14 protein-coding genes and 1 riboswitch are annotated in these 18,740 nt (G+C 59.1%); of the genes, 13 read left to right on the top strand and 1 reads right to left on the bottom strand.

Going from position 1 to position 18,740, the window contains the following annotated elements; all coding sequences use genetic code 11:
- Nucleotides 1–17: 17 nt before the first annotated feature.
- A riboswitch (TPP riboswitch) is annotated at nucleotides 18–109 on the bottom strand.
- A 179-nt stretch (nucleotides 110–288) separates the two neighbouring features.
- The 3 genes from HWX34_RS13565 to HWX34_RS13555 all read left to right on the top strand — a co-directional run bounded on the left by HWX34_RS13565 (nucleotide 289) and on the right by HWX34_RS13555 (nucleotide 3,383).
- Nucleotides 289–624, top strand: a complete 336-nt coding sequence (locus tag HWX34_RS13565) for a hypothetical protein (protein WP_178972735.1) — start codon at nucleotides 289–291, stop codon at nucleotides 622–624.
- 106 nt (nucleotides 625–730) lie between these two features.
- Complete coding sequence (locus tag HWX34_RS13560) at nucleotides 731–2,173, top strand: DUF1800 family protein (RefSeq protein ID WP_370459746.1); 1,443 nt, start codon at nucleotides 731–733, stop codon at nucleotides 2,171–2,173.
- 22 nt (nucleotides 2,174–2,195) lie between these two features.
- Nucleotides 2,196–3,383, top strand: a complete 1,188-nt coding sequence (locus HWX34_RS13555) for a DUF1501 domain-containing protein (protein WP_178972734.1) — start codon at nucleotides 2,196–2,198, stop codon at nucleotides 3,381–3,383.
- A 29-nt stretch (nucleotides 3,384–3,412) separates the two neighbouring features.
- Here the strand turns inward: HWX34_RS13555 and HWX34_RS13550 are convergent, their stop codons facing one another.
- Entirely contained in the window at nucleotides 3,413–4,081 is a 669-nt protein-coding gene (locus HWX34_RS13550) for a hypothetical protein (RefSeq protein WP_178972733.1), read from the bottom strand.
- Between the two features lie 1,761 nt (nucleotides 4,082–5,842).
- On the opposite strand from HWX34_RS13550, the gene HWX34_RS13545 reads away from it, so the two are divergent.
- From HWX34_RS13545 to HWX34_RS13500, 10 genes are all read left to right on the top strand, one after another.
- On the top strand, nucleotides 5,843–6,301 hold the full coding sequence (locus HWX34_RS13545) for a helix-turn-helix domain-containing protein (protein ID WP_178972732.1): 459 nt from the start codon (nucleotides 5,843–5,845) through the stop codon (nucleotides 6,299–6,301).
- Nucleotide 6,302: 1 nt separating this feature from the next.
- On the top strand, nucleotides 6,303–6,872 hold the full coding sequence (locus tag HWX34_RS13540) for a PIN domain-containing protein (RefSeq protein WP_178972731.1): 570 nt from the start codon (nucleotides 6,303–6,305) through the stop codon (nucleotides 6,870–6,872).
- Between the two features lie 268 nt (nucleotides 6,873–7,140).
- Nucleotides 7,141–7,542 carry a hypothetical protein gene (locus HWX34_RS13535; protein ID WP_178972730.1) on the top strand — a complete coding sequence of 134 codons (402 nt, stop codon included), beginning with the start codon at nucleotides 7,141–7,143 and terminating at the stop codon, nucleotides 7,540–7,542.
- A gap of 214 nt (nucleotides 7,543–7,756) precedes the next feature.
- Nucleotides 7,757–9,346 (top strand): EAL domain-containing protein, encoded by a 1,590-nt coding sequence (locus HWX34_RS13530; protein ID WP_218645178.1) that lies wholly within the window; start codon nucleotides 7,757–7,759, stop codon nucleotides 9,344–9,346.
- Between the two features lie 415 nt (nucleotides 9,347–9,761).
- Nucleotides 9,762–10,583 carry a hypothetical protein gene (locus HWX34_RS13525; RefSeq protein ID WP_178972729.1) on the top strand — a complete coding sequence of 274 codons (822 nt, stop codon included), beginning with the start codon at nucleotides 9,762–9,764 and terminating at the stop codon, nucleotides 10,581–10,583.
- Between the two features lie 264 nt (nucleotides 10,584–10,847).
- The gene (locus HWX34_RS13520; RefSeq protein ID WP_178972728.1) at nucleotides 10,848–12,536 is read left to right on the top strand and encodes an ATP-binding protein; all 1,689 of its coding nucleotides are present in this window, start codon (nucleotides 10,848–10,850) and stop codon (nucleotides 12,534–12,536) included.
- Entirely contained in the window at nucleotides 12,533–12,901 is a 369-nt protein-coding gene (locus HWX34_RS13515) for a response regulator (protein ID WP_178972727.1), read from the top strand. Before HWX34_RS13520 ends, HWX34_RS13515 begins: the two co-directional genes overlap by 4 nt.
- A 58-nt stretch (nucleotides 12,902–12,959) precedes the next feature.
- Nucleotides 12,960–15,725: an ATP-binding protein gene (locus HWX34_RS13510; RefSeq protein ID WP_178972726.1), complete on the top strand. Its 2,766-nt coding sequence runs from the start codon at nucleotides 12,960–12,962 to the stop codon at nucleotides 15,723–15,725.
- Complete coding sequence (locus tag HWX34_RS13505; RefSeq protein WP_178972725.1) at nucleotides 15,725–16,810, top strand: HD domain-containing phosphohydrolase; 1,086 nt, start codon at nucleotides 15,725–15,727, stop codon at nucleotides 16,808–16,810. The genes HWX34_RS13510 and HWX34_RS13505 overlap by 1 nt, the downstream gene beginning before the upstream one ends.
- Nucleotides 16,803–18,704 carry a diguanylate cyclase gene (locus tag HWX34_RS13500; RefSeq protein ID WP_178972724.1) on the top strand — a complete coding sequence of 634 codons (1,902 nt, stop codon included), beginning with the start codon at nucleotides 16,803–16,805 and terminating at the stop codon, nucleotides 18,702–18,704. Before HWX34_RS13505 ends, HWX34_RS13500 begins: the two co-directional genes overlap by 8 nt.
- The last annotated feature ends 36 nt before the right edge of the window (nucleotides 18,705–18,740 follow it).

Raw genomic sequence — 18,740 nt, 5'->3', positions numbered from 1 at the left:
CGAAACAACAGATGGGTAGGCCTTCTGCATCACGCTCCCTCCGCTGGCATTATCCAGTTCAGGTTCTAGGGTGTTTCTCAGCCCGTACAGGGCACCCCTGGTGATTGGCGGCATCCTTCGGATACCTGCCGACATGTTCGCTTACAAGGCGTTACCCGTTTTTCACGAAAATTAACACCCTGCCGCCAACAATCAAAGGATTGTACACACTTTCCCGCCATGATGAATTCACAACAACAGCACGCTTGTTCAACCGCAGTACCTATAGATAACCCCAGGAGCTCCACCATGAAACTGACGACCCGCATCATGCTGATCAGCCTGTCCGCCATCACCTTCGCCACACTATCTGCCAGTGCATCGGCTGAAACCGAATGGCAAAAGCAGCACCCGCGTCGCGCCGAAGTGAATCACCGTCTGGCCAATCAGGACAAGCGCATTCACCAGGAACGCAAGGAAGGCGAAATCGGCAAACAGAAAGCCCGTGAACTGCACCAGCAAGACCGCGCCATCCGCCAGCAGGAGCGTGCCGATGCCCGCCAGAACCACGGTCACATCACCAAACAGGAACAAAAAACCCTGAATCAGGAAGAAAACACAGTCAGCAAGGAAATCGGCAAGTAAAATCCAGCCATGGGCTGGCTGCCTGCCAGCCTATTCTTACCGCCCCGCAGCACTGGCAGCCGTTGCCACATCGTGTTGCGGGCTGGTTTTTGCTGCGAGGCTATCCGTGAACATTGTCATCCGTCTGTTTCTGCTCGCCATACTGCCACTGCAAGCCTGGGCCGGTATCGGCGAGGAGGGAGCACGCCACTTGCTGTCCCGTACCGGTTTCGGGGCCAATCCGGCACAAATTGCCCTCTATGCACCGCTCAGCCGCCAGCAGGCGGTGGACCGGCTGCTCGATCATGTCAGCTATACCGCGCTCACAGCCCCGCCCGCCTGGGTAAACGAACCGTTTGAACGTCCGGGCAAAGCCAATCTGAACGAAGACGAAAAGAAAGCCCTGCAAAAAGAACGCAACGAACATGCACTGGAATTACGTGGCTGGTGGCTGGAAGAAATGCGCATCAGCCCCAGCCCGTTCACCGAAAAAATGACCCTGTTCTGGCACAACCATTTTGTTTCCGGACTAGACAAAGTTGGCGTACCCCAGCTGATGTATCAACAAAATGTATTGCTGCGCAAGCAGGCCGTGGGTAATTTCGGCCAGCTCCTGCACGCAATTGCCCGCGACCCGGCCATGATGCGTTATCTGGACACGGTGAATAACCGCAAGGGTCAGCCCAATGAAAACTTTGCCCGCGAGGTGATGGAGTTGTTCACCCTGGGTGAAGGCCATTACAGCGAACAGGACATTCGCGAAGCGGCCCGCGCCTTCACCGGCTGGTCGCTGGACAAGGATTTCCAGTTTGTCTACCGACCGAACCTGCATGACAATGGCGATAAAACCATCTTTGGTCAGCAGGGTAATTTTGATGGAGACGACGTGCTGGACATGCTGCTGCGCAATCCGCAAACCGCCCGCTTTGTCACCCTCAAGCTATGGAAATATCTGATTTCCCCCACCCCGGACCAGGCTGACATCAAACGCCTGTCTGCGCTGTTCTACCGCGACAATTACGAAATCCGCCCGCTGCTGCGCGCCATGCTGCTGACTCCGGCCTTCTGGAACAGCCAGGGCCAGCTGGTGAAATCGCCAGTGGAACTGACCGTGGGCACGCTGGTGACATTCGACCTCACCCCGCCGGACTGGCGCGCGCTGGCCGGGCTTAACCGCCAGCTGGGGCAGGACGTGTTCAACCCGCCCAATGTCAAAGGCTGGCCCGGTGGCGATGTCTGGATCAACAGCAACACCCTGCTCACCCGCAAACAGTTTCTCGACCGCCTGAGCCACGACGCCGCGCCCATCCGCAACAGCTTTGTCATGGCCGACGGCCAGATGGATGAACAACGCGGCCGCGAAGCGCGCATCCGCCGCCTGGTGCAGGCCGGGCTACGCCCCATCAAGTTACAGCCGGACGAGTGGGCCGCCATCTACCACGTCAAGACTGCCGCCGATGCCGCACGCCTGCTGCTGGCCCTGCCCCCGGCCCAGCCGCTAGCCGCCGACATGACCGGTGCCCAGGCCATCGCCCCGCTGCTGCTGGACCCGGCCTATCAAGTGCACTGAACCGCCCATTAAGGAAACTGCCATGTTTCAACGCCGCGAATTTCTCAAAGCCATGGGTGCCGGGCTGCTGATTTCCGCCCTGCCCAACCTCAGCTATGCCCTGGCCCCGGCGGGCTACCAGCGCCTGCTGGTGCTGGTGGAACTCAAGGGCGGTAATGACGGGCTGAATACCGTCATCCCCTATGCCAGCGACGACTACGCCCGCCTGCGCCCCACCATCGGCATTGCCCGCCCGCAAGTACTGCAACTGAGCGAACAAGTGGGCCTGCACCCGGCCATGCAAAGCCTGCTGCCGCTATGGCAAAACCAGGAAGTCGCCGTGCTCCAAGGCGTGGGCTACCCGGAGCCCAATCTGTCGCACTTCCGCTCCATCGAAATCTGGGAAACCGCCTCGGCCAGCAATCAGTATCTGGGCGAAGGCTGGCTCACCCGGCTGTTCCGCAGCCAGCCCACCCCGTCCGGTTTTGCTGCCGACGGCGTGGTGCTGTCCAGCCAGAACCTGGGCCCGCTGGATGGCGGCGCCCGCGCCGTGGTGCTCAGTAACCCGCAAGACTTCGCCCGTCAGGCCAAGCTGGCTGCCGACCTGCAAGCCGGAGGCCACAGCAGCGCACTCTCTCACATTCTGAAAGTGGAAGGCGACATCCGCACTGCCGCCAGCGCCCTGCAGCAACCGGCCATGAAACCACCCGCCAACCCGGCCGAAGCCCCCACCGCGCCGCCACGTGCCGCAGGCGGCTTCGCCCAGGCCATCAACACCCTGGCCGACCTGCTGCAAAACGGCACCCGCATCGCCGTGGCACGCATCACCCTCACCGGCTTCGACACCCACGGCAACCAGCAGCCCACCCAGGCCCGCTTGCTGGGCGAACTGGCCGACGGCCTGGCCTTGCTCAAAGCCCGCATGCAGGCACAAGGCCGCTGGGACGACACCCTGGTATTGAGCTATGCCGAATTTGGCCGCCGCCCGCGCGAAAACGGCAATCGCGGTACCGACCACGGCACCGCCAACAGCCACTTTCTGCTGGGTGGCCGCGTCAAGGGCGGGCTGTATGGCCAGACTGCCCCGCTAGCCGGACTGACCGATGGCAACCTGCCTTATGCCATCGACTTCCGCCAGATTTACAGTACCGTCGTGCAAGACTGGTGGGGAAAAGACGCCCGCCAGCTGTTCGGCCAGCGTTTTGACCGGCTGCCGGTGTTGCGGGCCTAAACGCAGCCCACACACCCCCTGCAGCGGCGCTAAACCCGCAGCGCCTGCTTTTGCAAGCGCTCGGCCAGACGCAAATGGCAGGCCGCCGCCAGTTTGATCAGTTCGCGGTTGTTCACCGGCAAGGGCCCGGCCTGCGCCACGCGCTCAGCCAAGGCGGCCAGCGAACTCACCTCGGCCTGCAAGGCCACCGTTTTACCCGATGGCCGTCGCTGTCCCTGCGCCATCTGATAGTGCAGGGAAATCAGCCAGCGCGACTGCTGCCAGTCCGCCTCCCCCGCCAATACCGACTCCCACACCGCCTGCCCCACCTGCCGCGCCGCCTCACCGGCCAGTGCGTAGGCCAGTTGCAGCATGTCGTGGTCGGCTGCGCGTCCCTTGTGCAGGAGGGGTGGCAAGGTGTGGTCCAGCCAGTGTTGCAGCTCTTGTGCCTGTGGTTTGCCGCAGGTGCGCAGTACATCGCGCAGTTCTGTTTCGCTCAGGGTAAGCAGGGCCGGGCCTTTGGCCGGTTTCAGCAGGCCAGCGGATTGATCTCCCAGCGCAGTTTGCAAGGCGGTTTCATTGGGATATTTGAGCAGTTTGGCCACATCCGCAGCGACAAAGCGCGGGCCTTGTTCGAGCAGGAAGACACGGAGCTGCTTGCGATGAAAAGTAAATTTGCGAGGAGGACTAACAGAAGATAATGAATGACGCTTGCCCATAATAAGACTCCAAGTTGAACGGTTAGCTGCCAACTCGTCGCCAGGCGGGTGGCAGGCCAAAGCGGGGCTGGCGAACCGGTTACTTGGACCCGGCAGACCTTAAGGTCTCCCCACCTGGCCCGCCATAGAAACATCAATGCGTGCAGGTGTGCAAACAGGCTTATCAATTATTTTGCCTGCCCAAGCCGTAAACGGATCGCCAGACCCGGCCATGTGGATTAACACAGCTTGGCAAGGCTAGGACCCGTAACTTGGGCCGACAAGAGTAAAGACCCCCGTAAGCACTGGCAAGATGTGCAGGTATGTCAGCGTTTCGGATTTACCCGTAACACCTCCGGGCACATGCCTGCACCTTGCAGGAAAAATCCTCACCGCGCGTGGCTTGGACAACGCGTCAGTCCGTAGGGCGGAAGCCCCAGCCTTATCGGGGCGTTCCGCCACGGTGCGAGTAAAAGTAGCGGAAATCATCAGGTTTTGCCTCCGCTCACGCGGATGATGATTTACATGCCGCTTCCGCGCGGCAGACGGGAAAGAGGGCTTGCCTGGCCAAGCCCTCCTTCACCACGAAGGCCACCCCACAAGCATGGCCTGCGGCTGCCCGACAGGACCCGACCGGGGCGAGGCGCGCCTGAACTCGCGATTTGCTAAGGTCAAATCGCTCAGACATTGCAGGCGCTTAACACCTCGCCCCGGCCACCCGTCGGCAAGCTTGACGGGGCCATGGGCGCATTGGTGCGGTGGTAATTAATGGAATCGGGCTGAGTCCATTTGGCGAATATCTCCCTCAAGCACGCAGTCTTTTTCTGATTAAAACGGTGGTCGAGAGTAACGGGTCCCGTCAGCGCGAGCCGACGCAGACGTTCTGCCCAAGGTTTTAAGCGGCTGCATGTTTGAGCACCGTGACGGTAGCACGGTGCGAGTTCAGCCGCGCCTTGGGCAGGATGGCTGGGGCGGGAATTCGACGCGCTGCGGGTCGCCTTTTCTTTGGGTACTTTCTTTTGGCGAAGCAAAAGTAAAGTACCTCGCCTGCGGGGCGAGACCCGCGAAGTTGTATTTGCCTTTGATTTTTAAGGGCCGCTATTGATACACAAAGGGCAAGCATCCGCTCACGCGGCTGATGATTTACATGCCGCTTCCGCACGGCGGACGGGAAAGAGGGCTTGCCTGGCCAAGCCCTCTTTCACCTCCAAGGCCACCCCACAAGCATGGCCTGCGGCTGCCCGCCAGGGTCCGTCCGGAGGGAGGCGCGCCTGAACTCGCGATTTGCTAAGGTCAAATCGCTCAAACAAAGCAGGCGCTTAACACCTCGTCCCGGTCACCCGTCGGCATGCTTGACGGGGCCCATGGGTAGCGTCGGTGCGGTGGTTTTACCGCGGAGAAAATGGATTTATTCGCGAGCGTTTCACAGTGGTTCGCCCCTTTGGGGCATCCACCCCACGCGCTTGCCGTTCCGACCGAGAACCAAGGCGGCTCCATTTCTTGATGAGTGCCTAACGACCTGGAGATAGCCTTGATGATTGGCGATATTTCGTTTGTTTCGCTTGTTTCGTTTATTTCGTTTGCGTATAGTGAGTCTGTAGCTTGGCAGTGCCAGCTTCACAAGACGCTTGCAAATCCAATGGTGCATAGAGATGGGAGCTGCCATCTGTCGTGATCTGACACACTAGCAACACACGTAAACCCGCAAACCCGCAAACCCGTAAACACATAAACCCGTAAACCCGTAAACCCGTAAACCCGCGAATCCTAAGAGTCGAGATCATGAATACGACGGTAGTAACCGGCCTTCCAAGCGAGGCCGAAGCAACGTTGGCCAAGGAAAGTGGTCGCCAGCTATCTCTGTACCTCAGCAGCAAGGAAGACGCCCAGTTGATTCGGGTCATCGACCAGGCAGGTGAGCATGAAGCAGTACAGATTCCTACTGCTGCCTATCGCCTGTTGATCGATATCCTAGCGCAGATGGCACAGGGTAATTCGGTGAGCCTGATTCCGGTCCATGCGGAGCTAACCACTCAAGAGGCGGCCGATATGCTGAATGTATCGCGTCCGTACCTAGTCAAGCTGCTGGATGCCGGGGATATTCCCTTCCATAAGGTGGGTACCCATAGGCGTGTACGCTACCAGGATCTGGTGCAGTACAAAAACCGGAACTATACGGATCGTTTGAAGGCATTGGAGGAACTGTCGGCCCAGGCGCAAGAACTGAACATGGGTTATTGAAATGTCGAGTTTTTCTGCGGTTTACGACGCCTGTGTGCTGTACCCGGCACCATTGCGTGATCTATTACTGCAACTTGCTCAAGTTAATCTGTTTCGGGCCAAGTGGTCTGATCAGATTCATGATGAATGGACAAGAAACCTGCTGGCGAGGCACCCCGACCTGCAGCCTGCTCAGTTACAGCGTACGCGCGCGCTCATGGATCAGGCCGTACTGGATAGTGTGGTCACTGGGCATGAGTATCTGATTGAAAGCTTGACCCTACCGGATGAAGAAGATCGCCATGTGCTGGCTGCAGCAATACGCAGTGGTAGTAGTGTCATCGTGACATTTAACCTTAAAGACTTTCCTGGCGATGCGTTGCTTAGTCATGATGTGGAAGCCCAGCACCCGGATGAGTTCATCATGCACCTTATCGATTTGAATCCGGCTTCGGTGCTGGAGGCGGTCAGGGCGTGTCGGGCCAGTCTGAAAAATCCGCCCAAATCACCGGATAAGTATCTTGAAACCTTGCTGCAGCAGGGCTTGCCGGAGACAGTAGCGTGGCTGTCTCGATATAAGTCCGCCATCTAGTCGATATAACCGGCCTTAGAGTTGAGGCTGGTTTGTTTTACCGCGTGTTGTGCTGCCTGGTTGGTCTGCCCTGAACGCAATCATTGTGACCCGTAAGATATGGTTGCTTTCTGAAGAAAACTGTCATCTGCGCTGACAGCAGAACTGGTCGGTCTGGCCGACTTGCTGCCTTAGCGCCAGCCGCTCTGACAAGAGGTCTGCCAAGACAGTGATCCGCCAAGATTTCCAGTAGACTTGTGCAACGCCTTCCACACAAAGCGACTAACTAATGACTTCACTGGCAGAATCCATGGTGCTGACGGTGGACAGAGATAGTGTCTGCGCAGGAGATGACTGTGCATCGCATGTCTGCGCATTTTCCGTGCCAAGCGCGGCGTCTTTGTCAGAGCTGATCTACCAGGCGAAAAAAGCGTGCGAGCTCCCAGGCATATCAGGTGGCAAGGCCACTTGGATTGTCGAAGCGGGAGGCTACGATGGAATGCCCATTGCCGTGGTGGCACAGCAATGGGATGAAGCGCGCACAGTGATTCCAAGCTCAACCACTGTTGCCCGCCTGTTTGCCGATCTGGAGAAGCAGCTGTTCTTCAAGTATTGGTGCCAGGCCAACCCGGAAACAGTGTTCGACGCCCTGGTGTCAAACAGCCCGCTACCAAGTCGGTATGCTTCATAGCACACTTGTTGCAGCAGCTAAAGAGAAGTCAGAGAAGCCGGGGCGATTTAACCACAGCCCAACGCTGCATGAAAGACACGTCCATCCCGCTGCGCAAAGGCAAGCCTGCAAACCACGCAATCAAGCACACATGGAGTAGTCTATTACCATAGAATAACTTGATGATGCCCCGCTTTCTGTCGTCCTCACTACGGTGAGAAAACGAGGAGATAAAGTGACCGACACGCTATCGGAAGTCGCCTTGCGGCATGGCCTCGCTGCTGGTGAATTCTGGCCAGCCTTCCAGCCCCAGTTGAATCTGGTGAGCGGACACGTTTCCGGCTTCGAGGTGCTGGCCCGCTGGGATTCGCCGCAGCATGGCCGTGTTTCTCCGGCCAGCTTCATTCCACTGGCCGAACGCAGCGGAATATTGCATGACTTGCTGCTGAAACTGATGGGTGAGGCATGCCGGGCGGCCGCCAGCTGGCCGGGCCAGTTCACACTGGCATTCAACCTGGCACCCAGCCAGTTCCTGTTGCCTACGCTGGTGAGCGGCCTGCTGGACATCGTGGGTGGTAGTGGCTTTCCCTTGTCGCGGGTCATTATTGAAATCACGGAAAGCGAGCTGTTCCACGATAACGCCTCCGTGCAGCAAGTCCTTAATGACCTCAAGCAACACGGGATGGCGCTGTCGCTGGATGATTTCGGCACCGGCTATTCCAGTCTCACCCGGCTGAATTCACTGCCGTTTGATGAACTGAAAATTGATGCCAGTTTCGTGGCGGCATTAAGCAGCGACATGCAATCGCTGCGGATCGTGACTGCCGTGCTGGGGCTAGGCCAAAGCCTGGGGCTGACCGTGGTGGCCGAAGGCGTGGAAAACACGGAACAGGCCGTGGTACTGCGCAAGCTTGGTTGTGATGTCGGGCAGGGCTTTTTGTGGTCCCCTGCCGTGCCGGCTGCGCAAGCCTTGCAACTGTTGCAGCAATGGGGTGGCGAAGCGCCCCATTCCACGCTGGATGTTTCACCGTTTCAGCGCCTGCACCAGTTGGAAGCGCTGTACCAGGATTCCCCGGTGGGCTTGTGCTTTATCGATTGCCAAATGCGCATAGTCAGTGCCAACCAGTTGCTGGCGCACTATCTGGGCGTGGAGCTGGACTACATTCTGCGCAAACCGGCCAGTCAGATATTCGGTCATGAAATGTCTCCTAACCTGATGGCGGTGCTGGTGCGGGTGATGGCGGGGGAAGCCTGTGAAACCGCCGAGTACTGCCATCAACCCAGCGGCACCACCTTCCTGATCGCCCATCAACGTATTGTCGATGCCCAGCAACTACCGCTGGGTGTGTCCTTGGTATTGGTGGACATTACCAGCCGTGTAGAAGCAGAAAAGCAGTTGCGGGAACGCGAAACCCACTTCCGGACGGTGCTGCAACTGGGGCCCAATGTCACCTGGCGTGCCGGGCCCGACGGGCTGGTGGACTATATGGGTGAATTCGTGGACTGCCCGCCAGATGCCAGTTATCAGGAACGTCACGCTTGCTGGCTGGCGCGCATGAATCCGGACGACCGGCTACGCGTACGCGAAACCTGGCTGAAGCACCTGCCGACCAAGCAACCGTTTCTTATCGAATTCCGCATTCTGTGGCCGGATGGCAGCTGGCGCTGGATGCGTAGCTCCGCCTTTCCTGCCCTGAACGCACAAGACGAGGTACAGGCCTGGTACGGCATCATTTCCGATGTCACCACCGAGCACGAGTTGGTGTTGCGGGTGGAGGCCCTGGAGCAGCAGCTGCGCAAACTTCAGTCCAGCACCTCTTGCTAGCGCGGCTGGTTATTGCTTTTTCCAAGTGAAAGACAAGCAAGGCTGTTGCCTGGCCCAGATGTAAGGTCCTTGTTGTCCGGTTGATGGCGATTGGCTGCCAGAAGCAAGTTGGGCCACAGGCATCGCATTGCAGCAACAGGCCATATGCAGACAAAAAAAGGGCCTGGGCAAATTGCCCAGGCCTGGCTTGATGCACGATTAAAGCCGCAGATTGCAACGGGACAGACTCACTCGCAAACCCGGCGCCACCGGGTATGCCCTTTCCTATATGCAAACACCGTGCCAGCTTTTTTCAGGATGAATCGTCGGTAAAACCCGAGAAAATATGCTGCGCTGCACCAACAACACCCTCTGCATGCACCGATTTCAGGATTTCCTGCACAACGCTGCAGCATGAGTACGCTATGATTAGCGCATGAACACGCCAGCCAATACCAGCAAACCAGCCTCGCAGCCCGAGCCCGAACTGCGCGCGCCGGAAAGCGAGAACACCCTCGCCACCCTGGCCATGCCGCTGGGTGAATCCGTACTGACCCTGACTGCAGGGTCAGCACCGGTCTATGGCATCCTGCACCGCAGCCGCGCCATGACAAGCCAATCAGATTTCTTCCGCCTGCAGTTTCGCGGTTTTGCCAGGATAGAAGGCAGTCAGTGGCAACATTATGCCAATGACGATGCCCGCTTTCATGTTGCCTATAACTGCGCCTGGGTGCGGGTGGATCATCCCAGCCGTTCAGTCACCTTCGGGCCCAAGAACGGTATCAACTGCACCGAGGGTTTTCATAACCTGGGTCTGGATACCTTTTTGTTTGCCCAGACCATCAGCTGGGTAAAGGGCATTTATCCGGACTACGCCATCAGCCCGGGCCTGATTGCCATTACCGGTAATGCCAGCGAAGAAGAAAAACTGCGCCGCAATGCCTTTTATGCCAGCCAGGGTTTCCAGTTTGACTGGCAGGATGCCGGGCAACGCACCGGCCTGTTCTTCAAGGACAAGATCAACCGCCTGCTAGGGGTGTGGGACAAAGACCATATCCAGGAGGTGGGCGGTGAAGCCATGTTGCAATCGCTGGCCATGCAGGATGAGTCCCGCGTGGCCCTGGAGGACAAGGTCAGCCGGCTGGAGGCGGCAAACAGCACGATGAAATCCGCCCTGCAAAAAGAGCGTAATACTTCACAAATCCTGATGGGGGTGCTGATCGTCGGGGTAATGCTGGCTTTGTGGGCAGTGATTTAAATAGTTCCCACCGGGAATCCCTGTCGTTTTTTAAAGATAAAACCTATAAAAGACAGGAGCATGCCTTATATCAAAATACGCTTACCGCAGGTGATGTAGCATGCGGCAAGGCTGAAAAAACACACCGTGGCGCAAACCGGATCACACAGCGCATGACAGCAAGGCATCAAGACAGGGGGACATTCACCTGTCGGTTCTTGCAGTACCTGCCAGATAGATAAAACAAGATTCTGGTTGCCTGCGGATACTGCGGGCGGGAGAGAGATGAAACAAGAGAAACGGGGCATTGCCCGGCTGTATGAGCACGGGCTTGGCGTGCTGAACCTGGAATGGATGATTCCACTATTCAGCCTGTTCCTGATTGCCATGATCTGGAGCGCGGTGTTGTGGCAGGTGAATAGCGACAAGGTACGCAGCCAGCTGGAAATGCAGCGGCAGACTGAAAACCTGGTCCGGGTGTTCGAGGAACACATTTCGCGCACCATCCGCGCGGTAGACCAGTCGGTACTCTTCCTGAAATACGAGTACGAGTCCGAAGGCAACAAGATGGACCTGCCGCACTACATCAAGCAGGGCATCATCCAGAGTCAGTTGTTTGTGCAGATCGCCATCATCGGCCCGGATGGCATGCTGGAAATGTCCAGTGTGCCCAACTTCAAGCGGGTTGACCTGAGCGACCGGGAACACTTCAAAGTGCATGTCGGACAGGACAATGGCCAGCTATTCATCAGCAAACCGGTCAAGGGGCGTGCCTCCAAGAAATGGTCCTTGCAATTCACCCGCCGCATCAACAAGCCTGACGGCAGCTTTGGCGGCGTGGTGGTGGTATCGGTCGATCCCTTTTACTTCACCAGCTTCTACAAAGACCTGAACCTGGGCAAAACCGGGGTGGTCACCCTGGTTGGCCAGGACGGCATTGTCCGGGCCCGCACCAGCGCGGGCGGTGCCGGTATCGGCATGGACATCCACAGCAGCGGGCTGTTCAAGCAATGGCCGGGCAAGGATCACGGCCAGTACCAGCAGTTGAGCAGCATTGACCAGGTTCAGCGCACAGTCAGCTTCCGTGCGGTGGAAGGCTACCCGCTTGCCGTGCTGATGGGCGTGGGTGAAAACGAAGCCATGGCGGACTTTTACGAGCACCGCAATGCCTACTTCCTGGTGGCCGGTGTAGTCAGCCTGCTGATTTGTGCTGCCGGCTTCGTGATGTACCGGATGGCGGTACGACTGAAAAACAGCAAGGCACAAGCCGAATCGGCCAACCGCATGAAGTCCGAATTCCTGGCGCACATGTCACACGAGTTGCGCACTCCGCTCAACGGTATTCTGGGCTGCTCGGAATTCCTGCAAGCCACGCTGAGCGACCCGGGGGATCTGGAAACCGCCAGCATGATCCACAAGAGTGGCCAGCACTTGCTGACGCTGGTGAACTCCATTCTGGACATGGCCCGCATCGAGGCCGGACGCATGCCGATGGAAATGGTGGAGGTGAATCTGGCCCACTTGTTGCGTGACACGGTGGAATTGTTCCGACCCAAGGCCGAAGGCAAGGGTTTGCAGCTGGAATTTGACTACCAGCAGGCCGCAGGCTGCCCCGATCGCTTTACACTGGATCAGACCAAGCTGACCCAGGTGGTGAACAATCTGATGCACAATGCAGTGAAGTTTACCGAGCAAGGCAGCATACACGTGACAGCGCAAGTCAGCGCTCAACAGTTGCAGCTGTCCATCCGCGATACTGGCTGCGGCATTCCACAAGACCAGCAACAACTGGTGTTCGAGCAATTCCGCCAGGCAGACGCCTTCCTCACCCGGGCACAGACCGGCTCCGGCCTGGGGCTGGCACTGGTGAAGGAACTGGTACGGCTGATGGAAGGCAAGGTCGGTTTTGAATCACAAGTCGGCGTGGGAACGGTGTTCCACGTCAGCATTCCGCTGGAAGGAAAACAAGCATGAGCAAGCTGGACACCATTCTTGTCGTTGATGATGACGAAATCAATCGCAAGGTGGCAGGCCTGTTTCTGCAACGCATGGGCTGGAAGACCGATCAGGCCGCCAGCGCATTCGAAGCACTGGAACATCTACAGCACAACGAATACCACTGTGTGCTGCTGGACATCAGCATGCCGGGCATGAGCGGCATCGAACTGTGCCGCCAGCTGCGCGGCGAGCCGCGCTGGCAGGACCTGCACCTGATTGCCTACACCGCGCACGCCATGAGCGACGAACAGCAAACCATTTTGCAAGCCGGCTTCAATGCAATTGTCACCAAGCCGCTGACCCGCGACAGCCTGGTGGCGGCGCTGGACAGCATCAAGTAATGCTCAGCATGATCAAATCAACCCTTGCCTGACAAACCCAGGTGGAGCACAGCTGGCCGTGCAAGAACAAAACAAACAGCCTGACACCACAACATGCGCTGAAACCAATCCGACATCCGCACCCGCTGCGGGTATCGACGGGCAGCACATTGTCTTGCAGCAACTGGAGCAGCTGGGCGACCTGATACTGGTTTGCCAGCCCGACGGACAGCTGCTGCATGCCAACCAAGCCTGGCTGGAAAGCCTGGGCTATTGCGCGACCGAACTGGGCACGCTCAATGTTTACGCCGTGCTCGCCGAGGATAGCCGTGCAGCTTTCCACCGCCAGTGCCAGCAGCTACAGGCCGGCCTGCCAGCGCAAGCCATCGCCCTGGTCATGCACGACCGCATGGGCCAGGCCCTGTCCATGCAGGCCTGCTTTTTTCCCTTGCCCGGACATGGTGTGCAAGTGGTGTTGCGCGATCTGACCGCACAAAAGAAACAGGCGCTGTGGCTGTCCACCCTGCTGGACAATATGGACGATGGCATCATCGCCATGGATACGGACGGGCTGCTGACCTATATGAACCAGCAGGCCGAACACATTTTGCACTGGAAGCTGGAAGAACTGCACGGCAAGAACGTGCACGAACACATTCATCACCACCGCCCTGACGGTGCGCCGCTGTCAGTGGAAGACTGCCCGATTTACGAGGCAGTGCGCCAAAAAAGCACCTATCACTCCAGCGATGAAGTGTTCTTCCGCAAGGATGGCAGCATGGTGGCAGTACGGGTGAGCAACACCCCCTTGCTGCTGGAAGGCCTGCTGGTAGGCAGTGTCACCACCTTTGCCGATATCAGCGCCTTGCGCCTGCGCGAACAGCAAATGCTGCAAGCCACACAGGCGGCAGAGGCGGCGGCGCGCGCCAAAAGCGAATTCCTGGCCACCATGAGCCATGAAATCCGCACGCCGCTTAACGGGGTGATCGGCATGATAGACCTGCTGATGGACACCCCGCTGGATGCAGAGCAATCCGACTTTGCCCGCACCATCAAAATGTCGGCCGACACCCTGCTGTCCATCATCAACGACATCCTGGACTTCTCCAAGATAGAGGCCGACGGGCTGGAAATCGAAACCATAGACTTTTCCCTGCGCCAGCTGCTGGAAGGCACGGTAGACATTCTCGCCAACAAGGCACACGGCAAGGGTCTGACCCTGGCCAGCTTTGCCACCCCGGAAGTCCCGGACAGCCTGCAAGGCGACCCGACCCGCTTGCGCCAGATTTTGCTGAACCTGCTGTCCAATGCCATCAAGTTCACCGAACAGGGCATGGTGCTGGTTTCCGCCACTGTCGAAGGCAGCCACGACGACAAGAAGCTGCGGCTATGCGTCAAGGACACCGGCATCGGCCTGACCGACCAGGCCAGAAGCCGCTTGTTCCTGCCCTTCTCCCAGGCCGACAGCTCCACCACGCGCAAATACGGAGGCACCGGACTGGGGCTGGCCATCTGCAAACGCTTGGCCGAGGCCATGGGCGGCAGCATCGGTGTGGACAGCACCCCGGGGGAAGGTTCGGAATTCTGGATCAGCATTCCGCTGCATGCCGTCAAGAGCGACAGCTGCCTGGCAGCCAGCCCGCCGCTTGACCAGCACCTGGTGCTGCTGGCTGGCGACAATGCCTGTCAGCAACCCTTGTGGCAGAACTATCTGGACATCTGGGCCATACCGCACCACTGCACCGACAGCCTGGCCGCCATGCTGGAAACCCTGCGCCGACTGGACACGGCCGGCAGCAAGCCCGATGTACTGCTACTGGTGGAGCCTTTGCCGGATGCCACGCTGGAGCAGGCAGTGCAAACCCTGACCGTGGAGGATATCCCGCTGGTGGTCTGCCTGCAGGCACAGGACAACCAGCGCAAGACCAACCTGGCCCAGCAAGGCATTGCCGTACTGCACAAGCCGATGAAGCAATCTGCCTTGCTGGATGCACTCACCATTCAATGGACACCAGGCACCATTCGCCTGCATACCCCGGAAGTTGGCAGCAGCCAGGCCACACCGGCCACCACCGGCAAGCACCACCACCATTTGCTGCTGGCCGAAGACAACCCGGTCAACCAGCGCGTGGCCGCCAGCATGCTGCACAAACTGGGCTATACCGTTGATGTGGTATGTGACGGAAATGAAGCACTGGCTGCCATAGCGCAGCGGCATTATGATGCCATCCTGATGGACTGCCAGATGCCAGGCATGGACGGCTACGCCGCCACGCGGGTACTGCGCCGTCAGGAAAGCGAGGCCGCACAAGGTGGGCATCTGCCGGTCATCGCCATGACGGCCAATGCCATGGAAGGTGATCGCGAACTTTGCCTCGCAGCCGGCATGGACGACTATCTGGCCAAGCCCATCGAATACGCCAGACTCAAAGCCCTGCTGGAACACTGGCTGCCACAGCAGCTTGCCAGTGCCACCGTGGTGAGTACTACACAGCGTGGTCAGGTGCAAGGCAGCCTGACCGTGCAGCGCCTGACCGAGTTTCTGGGCGACGACCCGGCAGGTATTGCCGAAATGCTGGACATTTTCCGCGATTCACTGCAGCGCTGGCGTGAACGCCTGCGGCTGGACATGCGTCATGGCGGACAGGGGGTGCGGCAGCTGGCGCACGAACTCAAGGGCAGCGCCGCCAATGTCGGTGCCGACGCCCTCGCCTCGCTGGCTGGTCAATTGCATGCCGCCGCGCAGGACGGCAAGCCGGAGGTCATCCGGCACATTGCCACGCAGATTGAAAGCGAAATGGAAGACCTGCTGGCTTTCATTGCCGCGTACGGAAAGGATGATTGATGTCCCATGTCATCGTAGTGGACGACAACGACACCAACCTGCTGCTGCTACGCCATATCCTGCAACGACTGGAAGGCGTCACGGTCGATACCTTTGCCGACCCGCAACTGGCACTGGCCTGGTGTGCCGAACAGGAACCGGACCTGGTCTTGCTGGATTACATGATGCCGGAGATGGACGGCCTGGAATTCATGCGCCGCTTCTTTGCCCTGCCGCAACGACAGGATGTGCCGGTGGTGATGGTTACCGCCGACACCGAACGCGATGTACGCCACCTGGCCTTGCAACAGGGCGCACGCGACTTCCTCACCAAGCCGGTAGACAAAGTGGAACTGACCGTGCGGGTGCGCAACCTGCTGGCGCTGCGCAAAAGCAGTCAGCAACTGGCCAACCGCGCCGCCTGGCTGCTGGAAGAAGTCAAACTGGCCACGGCGGAAATCCGTGCCCGCGAGAAAGAAGCCATTTTGCGCCTGTCGCGCGCGGCGGAATACCGCGACCCGGAAACCGGCGCCCACCTGCTGCGCATGTCGGCCTATACCCGGCTGGTTGCCCGCCAGCTTGGCCTGCCACAGTCGGAACAGGAAATGCTGCAGGAAGCCGCCCCCATGCACGATATTGGCAAGGTAGGCATTCCGGATGCCATCCTGCTCAAGCCCGGCAGACTGACCGGACCTGAAATGGCCATCATGCGCCAGCATCCGCTGTTCGGGCATGAAATTCTCAATGGTTCCGTTTCCCCCTTGTTACAATGCGCCGCCGTGGTGGCCTTGAACCATCATGAAAAATACGATGGCAGCGGCTATCCACACGGCCTGCGCGGGGAGGACATTCCCTTATGGGGCCGTATCGTGGCGGTGGCCGATGTATTTGACGCCCTCACCTCCTCACGCCCCTACAAACCTGCCTGGCCGCTGGAAAAAGCCAGGCACTACCTGGAAAGCAACAAGGGCAGTCACTTCGACCCGGCTTGTGTCGATGCACTGTTTGCCCTGTGGCCCGAAGTCATGAACATCCGCCAGCAATACGCCGACGAACAAGAGCAGTTCAGCATGCAGCCCACCCCTCCCGGAGCACCGCATGCTTGAAGCCAGCAAGTTCAACGAACTGAAAATCAGCGGTAATCTGCCCTCCCCCAAGGGCACGGTATTGAAAATCATGGAGCTGAGCGAGCACAACAATGTGCCGCTGCCCGAACTGATTGCCGTGCTGAATACCGACCCGGTCATGATAGGCCGGTTACTCAAACTGGCCAATTCCGCCTCTTTCGTGCGCAGCCGCCCCGCCGTGGCACTGACGCCGGATGTGCTGATGTCGATTGGCCTGAATGCGGTACGGCAGATCGCCCTCACCTTTGCCCTGGTGGCCGAACACCACCGTGGCGAGTGCCAGCAATTTGACTACAACCTGCACTGGTCGCGTGCGCTGGCCTGCGGTGCTGCCATGCAGCTGTTGGGTCAGCAATTACGCATTGCGCCACCGGGCGAGCTGTTTACCATCGGCATCCTGTCGTCCATTGGCCAACTGGCCATGGCCACCTTGCATCCGGTCGACTATGGCGCGCTGATTCAGGCGCAGGGCAACCCTTACGCACGGGGCATGGCACGCCAGGAAGAAAGCCGTTTCGGCTACCACCACCTGGACATTGCCGCTGCCTTGCTGCGCGACTGGGGCCTGCCGGCCATGTTCTGCGATGCCGTGCGCCAGCATGAAGACCTGCCGCCGGTGGACGTGGCGGAACACTCGCGCGCCGGCCGCCTGGCGCTATGCCTGCATCTGGCCAGCCGTCTGGCCGATGTGTGCTTGCTGGAAGGCCAGGCACGGGCGCATGGCTATGAAGAACTGAAAAAGCAGGCTTGCAGGCTGGAAGTCGACCCGACGCATTTCCCACGGCTGTGCGACGAGGTGGTGCAGGAATGGCGTGACTGGAGTGCCCAGCTGTCCATCAGCACACCTAAACAAGAGTCCTTTTCGCTACTAGAACGCCGCCAGCCTGCGCCAGCCGAACCGGCGGGTGCCGAAGAAGAACTGCCCCCGCTGCATATCCTGGTGGTGGAAGATGAAGCCAGCCAGCGCCTGATGCTGCAGCGGCTGTTGCAGATCCTGGGTCATCAGGTGGATGTTGCCGCCAATGGGAAGGAAGCGTTTGAGCTGGTCCTGCAAAAGCAGCCGCAGCTGGTGCTAACCGACCTGGCCATGCCGGAAATGGACGGCATGGAGCTGATCCGTCGCCTGCGCGCCCTGCCGGATGGACGGCAGCTGTACATCATCGTGCTCACCATTCTGGATGACGAAGACAATCTGGCTGCCGTATTCAGCAGCGGCGCTGACGACTTCATCAGCAAGCCGATTCCGCCGCGCATCCTGCAAGCCCGGCTCAAGGCCGGACAGCGCGTGATTCTGGAGCAGCAAAACCTGCGCCAGGAACAGGCCCGCCTGCGCCGTCATCTGGAAGAGCTGTCCATCGACAACCGGCTGGCACAGGAAGCCGCTCAGACCGACGGCCTGACCGGCCTGTACAACCGCCACTATGCCATGCGCTACCTGCCGCAAATCTGGGAAGAAGCGCGCCTGGCGCAACAGCCTTTGTCGGCGCTGATGCTGGATATCGACCACTTCAAGGTGGTGAACGATGAACACGGCCATGATGTGGGCGATAACATCCTGCAGCAGTTTGCCGGCATCCTGCGGCTGTTCTGCCGACGTACTGACATCATCTGCCGCTTTGGTGGGGAGGAGTTCCTCATCATCTTGCCTGATACCCGGCTGCCTACCGCCATCCAGGTGGCCGAGCGCATCCGCGCCACGCTGGCCAGCCGCAATCTGGTGACAGCCGGGCTGTCGCTGTCACTGACCGTGAGCATCGGCGTGGCAGAAAACCAGACACAGCACAAGTCGGTGGAAGCGCTGATCAAGAGTGCGGACCAGGCGCTGTACCGCGCCAAGCGCACCGGTCGCAACCGGGTGGAAGCGGCTCCCTGAACCCATGCGGCACAAGACAAGGGTCAGCTGCCGTCA

The sequence above is a fragment of the Aquitalea sp. LB_tupeE genome (assembly GCF_013391415.1).
In the GTDB taxonomy this organism is placed as follows: Bacteria; Pseudomonadota; Gammaproteobacteria; order Burkholderiales; family Chromobacteriaceae; genus Aquitalea.
This window is presented reverse-complemented; position numbering and strand designations above follow the sequence as displayed.

Bases quoted from the DNA above. Each gene is read 5' to 3' on its own strand.
- HWX34_RS13535 (WP_178972730.1), top strand. From the start codon at position 7,141: ATGACTTCACTGGCAGAATCCATGGTGCTGACGGTGGACAGAGATAGT.
- HWX34_RS13545 (WP_178972732.1), top strand. From the start codon at position 5,843: ATGAATACGACGGTAGTAACCGGCCTTCCAAGCGAGGCCGAAGCAACG.
- HWX34_RS13520 (WP_178972728.1), top strand. From the start codon at position 10,848: ATGAAACAAGAGAAACGGGGCATTGCCCGGCTGTATGAGCACGGGCTT.
- HWX34_RS13525 (WP_178972729.1), top strand. From the start codon at position 9,762: ATGAACACGCCAGCCAATACCAGCAAACCAGCCTCGCAGCCCGAGCCC.
- HWX34_RS13565 (WP_178972735.1), top strand. From the start codon at position 289: ATGAAACTGACGACCCGCATCATGCTGATCAGCCTGTCCGCCATCACC.
- HWX34_RS13500 (WP_178972724.1), top strand. From the start codon at position 16,803: ATGCTTGAAGCCAGCAAGTTCAACGAACTGAAAATCAGCGGTAATCTG.
- HWX34_RS13540 (WP_178972731.1), top strand. From the start codon at position 6,303: ATGTCGAGTTTTTCTGCGGTTTACGACGCCTGTGTGCTGTACCCGGCA.
- HWX34_RS13505 (WP_178972725.1), top strand. From the start codon at position 15,725: ATGTCCCATGTCATCGTAGTGGACGACAACGACACCAACCTGCTGCTG.
- HWX34_RS13555 (WP_178972734.1), top strand. From the start codon at position 2,196: ATGTTTCAACGCCGCGAATTTCTCAAAGCCATGGGTGCCGGGCTGCTG.
- HWX34_RS13515 (WP_178972727.1), top strand. From the start codon at position 12,533: ATGAGCAAGCTGGACACCATTCTTGTCGTTGATGATGACGAAATCAAT.
- HWX34_RS13550 (WP_178972733.1), bottom strand. From the start codon at position 4,081: ATGGGCAAGCGTCATTCATTATCTTCTGTTAGTCCTCCTCGCAAATTT.